This is a genomic window from Streptomyces sp. NPDC049577, assembly GCF_040675635.1.
Classification (GTDB): Bacteria; Actinomycetota; Actinomycetes; order Streptomycetales; family Streptomycetaceae; genus Streptomyces.
This window is the reverse complement of record NZ_JBFAPH010000270.1, coordinates 1-8,362: the sequence shown is the minus strand read 5'-3', so window position 1 is coordinate 8,362 and position 8,362 is coordinate 1. Positions and strand designations below refer to the sequence as shown.

The following is an 8,362-nucleotide window of genomic DNA, read 5'->3' as shown; positions in this document are numbered from 1 at the left end:
GGCTCGCCCTGCGCCGGCGGGAGGCCGCGGACCGTCCCTCCGCGGACCGTCCCTCCCCCCACCGGCCCCCCGCCGACCGCCCCTCCGTGGAGCGCCCGGCCGGTTCGCCGGACGTACGGGAGCGGGCCATTCCGCTGCGCGGCGGCAGGGCCCCTCGGCGGCCGCGCCGCACGGCGCTGCTGTTCGCGCTCGGCGTGCTCGGGGCGCTGTTCTGCATCGCCGCCGTCTGGCTGCTGACCGGCTCCGGTGACGACGGCAAGAAGGCGGCGGCCGCCCCGCCGGCCTCGCCCAGCGCGAGCGGGCCCGCCGTGCCGGCCGGTGCGCGGTGCACCGGCCAGTCGTGCGCGGGGCAGGACCCGGAGACCATGGGCTGTGGCGGCGAGCACGCCACGACGGCCGGATCCGTCACCGTCGGCTCGTCGTACCTGGAGGTCCGCTACAGCGAGCTGTGCGGGGCGGCCTGGGCGCGCATCACCCAGGCCGAGCCGGGCGACGCGCTGCGGATAACCGCTCCCGGCACGCGCGAGCAGGGCACGCGCGTCGCCAAGGGCACGGACGGCCACACGGCGATGCTCGCCGTCACCCGACCGGACCAGGCCACGGCCTGCGCGACGCTCACCGGCGGCCGCAAGGGCTGCACGCACCCGGGCTGACGCCGCGGGGGGCGCCCGAGCCCCCCGAGTGGCGGGCCCCACACCGGGTCGGGGGTTGAAGGGCGTCGCCGTCGGATAGCCTGACGCCGGTTCTCTTGATACCGAGAGAGATCCGCACACAATGGGCTCGCAGCAGGAGATCGCCATGACCCGCACTCCCGTCAATGTCACCGTCACCGGCGCGGCCGGCCAGATCGGCTACGCGCTGCTCTTCCGCATCGCCTCCGGTCACCTCCTCGGCGCGGACGTGCCGGTCAAGCTGCGCCTGCTGGAGATCCCGCAGGGCCTGAAGGCCGCCGAGGGCACCGCGATGGAGCTCGACGACTGCGCGTTCCCGCTGCTGCGCGGCATCGAGATCACCGACGACCCGAACGTCGCGTTCGACGGCGCCAACGTCGCGCTGCTGGTCGGCGCCCGCCCGCGCACCAAGGGCATGGAGCGCGGTGACCTGCTGGAGGCCAACGGCGGCATCTTCAAGCCGCAGGGCAAGGCCATCAACGACAACGCCGCGGACGACATCCGCGTCCTGGTCGTCGGCAACCCGGCCAACACCAACGCCCTCATCGCCCAGGCCGCCGCGCCGGACGTCCCGGCGGAGCGCTTCACCGCGATGACCCGTCTGGACCACAACCGCGCCATCTCGCAGCTCGCGAAGAAGACCGGCACCCCGGTCTCCGAGATCAAGAAGCTGACGATCTGGGGCAACCACTCCGCCACCCAGTACCCGGACATCTTCCACGCCGAGGTCGCCGGCAAGAACGCCGCCGAGGTCGTGAACGACGAGCAGTGGCTGGCCGAGGACTTCATCCCGACCGTCGCCAAGCGCGGTGCCGCCATCATCGAGGCCCGTGGCGCGTCCTCCGCCGCCTCCGCCGCCAACGCCGCGATCGACCACGTCCACACCTGGGTCAACGGCACCGCCGAGGGCGACTGGACCTCCATGGGCATCCCGTCGGACGGCTCCTACGGCGTCCCGGAGGGCCTGATCTCCTCCTTCCCGGTCGTGTGCAAGGACGGCAAGTACGAGATCGTCCAGGGTCTGGAGATCAACGAGTTCTCCCGCGCCCGCATCGACGCCTCGGTGCGGGAGCTCGCGGAGGAGCGCGACGCGGTCCGCGCCCTCGGCCTGATCTGATTCCCGTCCCCGTACGGGTGTGCGCACGCACATCCGTACGGGGCGGTTTCCAGCCCGTCGTCTGCCCTCCGAGCGGGGTCGGCGACGGGCTTTCGGTCGTATTCTGGATTCTCCGAAAACACGTCAACTCCCTCAGTTCACGGGGGAGTTAGGCGATCGGGGGATCGATCATGAGTCATTCCGCTCCACGGGACTCCCGTACCGAGGCCACCCGGTTACTCTGCGCGGGGGCCTACCTCGACATCCACTTCCGCCGGCGCGTCATCGAGGAGCTGGTGGAACACGAAGAAAGACCCATCGCACCCTCGCTCGGCGTCGACGTCGTGCCGGTGCTCGCCCACGCGGTCCGCGCCCGCGGCCAGGACGCGCTGACCGCCCTTCTGCTGCTCGCCCTGTGGGCGGGCTTCTTCGCCGCCGACATCGACTCCGGGGCCGGCGAGGTCGGCCCCGGGCTGCCCATGTGGGCCACCCTCTACGCCGTGGTCTGCTTCATCGGCTGGAGCGCCCAGGCCGCGGCCGGACGCGGGTCCGCCGTGTACATCGTCGACCGGCGCACCCTGCGCCAGGCGCTCAGGGGCAACGCCGCCGTCCGGGCGATCGTGCCCGTCGCGCCCCCGCTGCTGACCATCGCCTACTGGGCCTTCGCCTTCTACGCGCTGGAGGAGGGCGCCGAGAACTGGGCCGGGATCATCTTCCCGCTCCTGCTCGTGCTGCCGGTGTGGATGCACCGGGCCCGGGTGGCGGCCGTGATGCGCACCGAGCTGGCCCGCGACGCCTTCGCCCGGCTGCCGCGGGCCCTGCCGGTGTCGGCCTACCACCGGCGCATCGGGCAGGCCATCGACCGCGAGCAGTACGCGGGACTGACGATCTACGACCCGTCCCGGCCGTTCATCGGCATGGGCCGCCCGTACGAGCCCTGGTCCCTGGCCATGGAGCTCAAGCGCCGCCCGGGCCAGGACAGCGTGGCGCCCATCACCGGCCGCACCGTCGTCGACCTCATCCGGCCCCGGCTGGAGGCGCTGCGCGAGGCCGCCGCCGCGACCAGCCGGGACCGGCTGCGCGACCTGGAGATCGAGGAGTTCGTCTACCTGCCGGTCGGCCCGCAGCGGCAGCGCGTCACCTACGACGAGCCGACCGTCAGCCGCCACCGGGACGAGGCGGTGGACGAGGGCGGCGAGGCCCGCCGCTACTTCCTGCGGATCCGCATCGGCGCGTGGGACGAACAGGTCGTGATCTCCGTCCTGGTCCGGGTGCACACCCAGGGCGGGATGCTGGTCCTGGAGGTCGTCCCGCACGTCCTCACGCCCGTCAAGCCCGAGTTCCACGCGGTCGACGTGATCGCGGCGCGCGGCGAGGACGACCTGCTGCGCGACGGCGTGCGGGCGCTGCTGTCCGGCCCGGCGGCCGGGTTCGCGTCGCTGGTCTCGACGGTTCACTCGGCCGTCTCCGGCTTCCGCACCTGGCTCGCCGACCCGCGCCGCGCCGTGCCGGACGGGCCCGCCGACTCGGTGCGGGAGATGGCCGGCACCCAGCTCGTCTCCCTGTTCCAGGAGATGGACATCAGCCGCTACGTCAAGACCGTGCAGGACCGCATCGCCAGCGGAGTACGGGACGCCCTGCGCTCGAAGGGCTATGAGACCGATCAGTTCGAACAGCAGATCGTGCAGATCAGCGAGGGTGGCGTCTACATCGGTTCGATGAGCGGTGGCGCGGTGGCCACCGGCAGCGGTGCGGAGGCCAAGCACGTCGCGGGAAGCGGGGGACGATGAAGGAACCGGTGAACAGCCAGGAGAAATCCGGTGGGATCTCCGTCGGCCGGATGACCGGCGGGGCCGTGGCCAGTGGCCCGGGCGCCCGTGCCGAGGACCGGTCGGAGCGCGTGGGCGCCCCGCCGGCCGCGGCCGGGGATGTGCCGGTGGCCGGCCCGGTGCCGGAGAACGGCGGCGTGGCGGTGGGCGAGATGTCCGGCGGCGCGGCCGCCGCCGGGGTGGACGCGCACGCGCTCGACGCCTCACGGCAGTTGCTGCCCGTCCCGCCCGGACTGCTCGAAGCGGTGGGGCTGCTGCGGCAGGACCTGCCCCGGCTGGCCCGTGCCGGCGGCGACCGGCTCGACGAGGTCGACGGCGAGCTGGCGGCCCTGGAGGACGAGGCGCGCCGCACCGGGCGCACCGAACGCGGCCGGCTGGACCGGCTGAAGGAGCTGCTGGCCGTCGGCACCACGGCCGCCGGCGCGCTGTCCTCGGCCGTCGCCGTCGTCCAGGCGATCACCCAGTTACTCGCGTGAGGCGGCGAGGCACATGAGTCACTGGGACCCCGAACGCCAGTGCTGGGTCGACGACGACCCCCGGGCGCCGGGCCACGCACCGCCCTACGACCCGGACGGCGAACAGCGGGTGACCCTCGGGCCCCCGCCCGAGGACGGCATCCCCACCGGGCCGTCGCACGCGTCCATCCTCGCGGGCGCGCTGGCGGGCGTGATCCTGGCCGGCGGCCTGGGCCTCGGCCTGTGGGCGGCCCTGCGCGACGACGACGGCGGGGGCGGCGGCCCCGACGCCCCACCGGGGGCGAGTAGTTCGATGGGCGCCCTGCCCTCGCCCACCGGCACCGACGGCCTCACCGGCGGCTGGCCGTTCAGCCGGAGCGACGAGCCCACCGACGGGCCCGCCGGCGAACCGACCACCACGGCCCCGGGCTTCCCCGGCTACCCGACGGCGGTGCCCACCGGCGGATCGTCGGCCGGCCGCTATGTACGGACCACCGATCCGGCCGGGTACTCGCTGGCCGTACCGGTCGGCTGGACGCGCAGCACGCAGAACGCGAGCGTGTTCTACACCTCGCCGTCCGGCACCAGCCTGATCCAGATCTGGGAGCTGGACGGGCCGGAGTCCACCCCGTACGACGCCATGGTCGCGACCGAGAAGACGGTCTCCGGCAACAAGGGCTACCACCTGCTGCAGCTCGCGCGGGGCGGCACCTCGGACGGCGCGGCGGAGCTGGAGTACGCGTACACCCGCTCCGACGGCAGCGACCGGCACGTCCTCGTCCACGCCTACACGGCTCCCGACCACCACCAGTACGCGCTGCTGGTCGCCGGGCCCTCCGACGCGTGGTCCTCGCATCTGGAGATCGCCCGGACACTCACGTCCACCTTCTGTCCCACCGGTTACTGCAGTCAGTGACGCACCGGTCACACCGGTCGCGCCGACCACGGAAAGTGACTCGCGTCACTCTTCGTCAACAAGGAGGCATAGGTTTAGCCCTTCCGGTTAGGGGCGCTCCGTTGCCGGTCCTCCCGGGCCGGCGGCGGATCGTTCGTCACCGGAAGGCAGAGTTCGTCATGTCGTCAGTCGAGACCATCCACGTGGACGGGGTGTGGCGCGGCGCCGCGTCCGGCGCTCAGCGGGAGGTGCTCGACCCCGCCGACGCCACCACCCTCGCCGTGGTGTCCGAGGGCGGCACCGCCGACACCGACGCCGCCGTGGCCGCCGCCCGCCGGGCCTTCGACGAGGGTCCCTGGCCGCGCACGCCGGTGGCCGAGCGCGCCGCGCTGCTGCGCCGCGTGGCGGACCTGCTCCAGCGCGACCGCGAGGCGATCGCCCTGACCGAGAGCCGGGACACCGGAAAGACCCTGGAGGAGGGCCGCGTCGACGTCGACGACGTGACCACCGCCTTCCGCTACTTCGCCGACCTCGTCGCCGGCGAGAGCGCCGGCCGCGTCGTCGATGCCGGCGACCCCGATGTGCACAGCGTCGTCGTGCACGAACCCGTCGGCGTCTGCGCCCTGATCACCCCCTGGAACTACCCCCTGCTCCAGGCCAGCTGGAAGATCGCCCCCGCGCTGGCGGCCGGCAACACCTTCGTGATCAAGCCCAGCGAGATCACCCCGCTGTCCACCGTGCACCTGGTCCGGCTGCTCGCCGAGGCAGGGCTCCCCGCCGGCACCGCGGGCCTCGTCACCGGCGCCGGCGACCCGGTCGGCGCCCGGCTCTCCGAGCACCCGGACGTCGACCTCGTCTCCTTCACCGGCGGCCTCGCCAGCGGCACCAGGGTCATGGCCGCCGCCGCGCCCACCGTGAAGAAGGTCGCCCTGGAGCTCGGCGGCAAGAACCCCAACGTCGTCTTCGCCGACGCCGCTTCCACCGAGGCCGACTTCGACACCGCCGTCGACCAGGCCCTCAACGCCGCCTTCATCCACAGCGGGCAGGTCTGCTCGGCCGGCTCCCGGCTGATCGTCGAGGAGTCCCTGCGGGAACGCTTCGTGGGCGAACTCGCCCGCCGCGCCGAGCGCATCAGCCTCGGCCGGGGCACCGAGGAGGGCGTCGAGTGCGGCCCGCTGGTCAGCGCGAGCCAGCTGGAGAAGACCGAGGCGTACGTCGCCTCCGCGCTGGCCGAGGGCGCGGTGCTGCGCTGCGGCGGCGAGCGGCCCAAGCCGTCCGATACCCGCCCGGCCACCGGCTACTTCTACTCGCCGACCGTGCTCGACCGCTGCCACCGCCGCATGAAGGTGGTGCGTGAGGAGACCTTCGGGCCGATCCTCACCGTCGAGACCTTCCGCACCGAGGACGAGGCCGTCGCCCTCGCCAACGACACCGAGTACGGGCTCGCCGGCGCGGTGTGGACCAAGGACGCGGGCCGGGCCCGCCGGGTCGCCGGGCGGCTGCGCCACGGCACCGTGTGGATCAACGACTTCCACCCCTACCTGCCGCAGGCGGAGTGGGGCGGCTTCGGGAAGTCCGGCACCGGACGGGAGCTGGGCCCCTCGGGCCTGGCCGAATACCGCGAGGCCAAGCACATCTACCAGAACCTCGCGCCGAAGCCGGTGCGCTGGTTCGCGGGCTGACGTCCCCCCGTCCCGCCCGAAGTTCCTTTGCCGCACAAGGAGTTCATCCCCACCATGCCCGCTTACGACTACGTCGTCATCGGCGGCGGCACCGCCGGCTCCGTCATCGCCTCCCGTCTCACCGAGGACCCGGACGTCACCGTCGCCGTCATCGAGGGCGGCCCCTCCGACGTCGACCGCGAGGACGTCCTCACCCTGCGCCGCTGGCTCGGCCTGCTCGGTGGCGAACTGGACTACGACTACCCGACCACCCCGCAGCCGCGCGGCAACTCCCACATCCGGCACAGCCGCGCCCGCGTCCTGGGCGGCTGCTCCTCGCACAACACCCTCATCTCCTTCAAGCCGCTGCCCGGCGACTGGAACGAGTGGGCGGCCGCCGGCGCCGAGGGCTGGGACGCGGACTCCATGGACCCGTACTTCGCCCGGCTCCGCAACAACATCGTCCCGGTGGACGAGAAGGACCGGAACGCCATCGCCCGCGACTTCGTCGAAGCGGCCCGCGAGGCCGCCGGGGTGCCGCGCGTCGAGGGCTTCAACAAGCAGCCCTTCCACGAGGGCGCCGGCTTCTTCGACCTCGCCTACCACCCCGAGAACAACAAGCGCTCCAGCGCCTCGGTCGCCTACCTCCACCCCTTCCTCGACCGCCCCAACCTCCATCTGATGCTGGAGACCTGGGCCTACCGGCTGGAGGTCGAGGCCGGCCGGGCGCGCGGTGTGCACGTGCGCACGAAGGACGGCGAGGAACTGTTCGTCGAGGCCGGCCGCGAGGTCCTGGTCTGCGCGGGCGCCGTCGACACCCCCCGGCTGCTGCTGCACTCCGGCATCGGCCCCAAGGCCGACCTGGAAGAGCTCGGCATCCCCGTCGTCCACGATCTGCCGGGCGTCGGCGAGAACCTGCTCGACCACCCCGAGTCGGTCATCGTCTGGGAGACCGACGGCCCGATCCCCGAGAACTCGGCGATGGACTCCGACGCGGGCCTCTTCGTCCGCCGCGACCCCGCCTCCGACGGGCCCGACCTGATGTTCCACTTCTACCAGATCCCCTTCACCGACAACCCCGAGCGCCTGGGCTACGTCAAGCCCGAGCACGGCGTGTCGATGACGCCCAACATCCCCAAGCCGCGCAGCCGCGGCCGCCTCTACCTGACCAGCGCCGACCGGTCCGTCAAGCCCGCCCTCGACTTCCGCTACTTCACGGACGAGGAGGACTACGACGCCCGCACCCTCGTCGACGGCATCAAGCTCGCCCGCGAGATCGCGAAGACCGAACCGCTGGCCGGCTGGCTCAAGCGCGAGGTCTGCCCCGGGCCCGAGGTCACCGACGACGAGGCGATCAGCGAGTACGCGCGCAAGGTCGCCCACACCGTCTACCACCCGGCCGGCACCTGCCGCATGGGCGCCGCGGACGACGACCTCGCGGTCGTCGACCCGCACCTGCGGATACGCGGCCTGGACGGCGTCCGCATCGCCGACGCGTCCGTCTTCCCGACGATGCCGGCGGTCAACCCGATGATCGGCGTACTGATGGTGGGGGAGAAGTGCGCCGAGTTGCTCGCCGCAGCAGCCGACGAAGGGACCGGCCAGTGACCAGTACCCGCTCCGTGAACGACACCGCACCCCGTACCACCGGCAGCACCCCCATCGAGCCGCCCGCGCTCCGCGCGGCGGCACCCACGGCCGCTCCTGCGGCCGGTGCGCCGGCCGGCCACGCAGCCGGCCCCCCGGGCCCGGCCC

General features: G+C 73.2%; 7 protein-coding genes. All 7 read left to right on the top strand.

Annotated features, from left to right (window positions below; all coding sequences use genetic code 11):
• On the top strand, positions 1 to 653 hold a 653-nt coding region (locus AB0K09_RS24915; RefSeq protein ID WP_366067604.1), incomplete at its 5' end, for a DUF2690 domain-containing protein.
• 145 nt (positions 654 to 798) lie between these two features.
• A complete protein-coding gene (locus AB0K09_RS24910; protein WP_366067603.1) occupies positions 799 to 1,788 on the top strand; it encodes a malate dehydrogenase in 990 nt (329 codons plus the stop codon).
• A gap of 170 nt (positions 1,789 to 1,958) precedes the next feature.
• The gene (locus tag AB0K09_RS24905; RefSeq protein WP_366067602.1) at positions 1,959 to 3,557 is read left to right on the top strand and encodes a hypothetical protein; all 1,599 of its coding nucleotides are present in this window, start codon (positions 1,959 to 1,961) and stop codon (positions 3,555 to 3,557) included.
• The gene (locus tag AB0K09_RS24900; protein WP_366067601.1) at positions 3,554 to 4,072 is read left to right on the top strand and encodes a hypothetical protein; all 519 of its coding nucleotides are present in this window, start codon (positions 3,554 to 3,556) and stop codon (positions 4,070 to 4,072) included. Before AB0K09_RS24905 ends, AB0K09_RS24900 begins: the two co-directional genes overlap by 4 nt.
• A 13-nt stretch (positions 4,073 to 4,085) precedes the next feature.
• Positions 4,086 to 4,967: a hypothetical protein gene (locus AB0K09_RS24895; protein ID WP_366067600.1), complete on the top strand. Its 882-nt coding sequence runs from the start codon at positions 4,086 to 4,088 to the stop codon at positions 4,965 to 4,967.
• 158 nt (positions 4,968 to 5,125) lie between these two features.
• On the top strand, positions 5,126 to 6,628 hold the full coding sequence (locus AB0K09_RS24890; RefSeq protein ID WP_366067599.1) for an aldehyde dehydrogenase family protein: 1,503 nt from the start codon (positions 5,126 to 5,128) through the stop codon (positions 6,626 to 6,628).
• A 54-nt stretch (positions 6,629 to 6,682) separates the two neighbouring features.
• Entirely contained in the window at positions 6,683 to 8,215 is a 1,533-nt protein-coding gene (locus AB0K09_RS24885; protein ID WP_366067598.1) for a GMC oxidoreductase, read from the top strand.
• Positions 8,216 to 8,362: the final 147 nt, after the last annotated feature.

Bases quoted from the DNA above. Each gene is read 5' to 3' on its own strand.
- AB0K09_RS24885 (WP_366067598.1), top strand. From the start codon at position 6,683: ATGCCCGCTTACGACTACGTCGTCATCGGCGGCGGCACCGCCGGCTCC.
- AB0K09_RS24895 (WP_366067600.1), top strand. From the start codon at position 4,086: ATGAGTCACTGGGACCCCGAACGCCAGTGCTGGGTCGACGACGACCCC.
- AB0K09_RS24905 (WP_366067602.1), top strand. From the start codon at position 1,959: ATGAGTCATTCCGCTCCACGGGACTCCCGTACCGAGGCCACCCGGTTA.
- AB0K09_RS24910 (WP_366067603.1), top strand. From the start codon at position 799: ATGACCCGCACTCCCGTCAATGTCACCGTCACCGGCGCGGCCGGCCAG.
- AB0K09_RS24900 (WP_366067601.1), top strand. From the start codon at position 3,554: ATGAAGGAACCGGTGAACAGCCAGGAGAAATCCGGTGGGATCTCCGTC.
- AB0K09_RS24890 (WP_366067599.1), top strand. From the start codon at position 5,126: ATGTCGTCAGTCGAGACCATCCACGTGGACGGGGTGTGGCGCGGCGCC.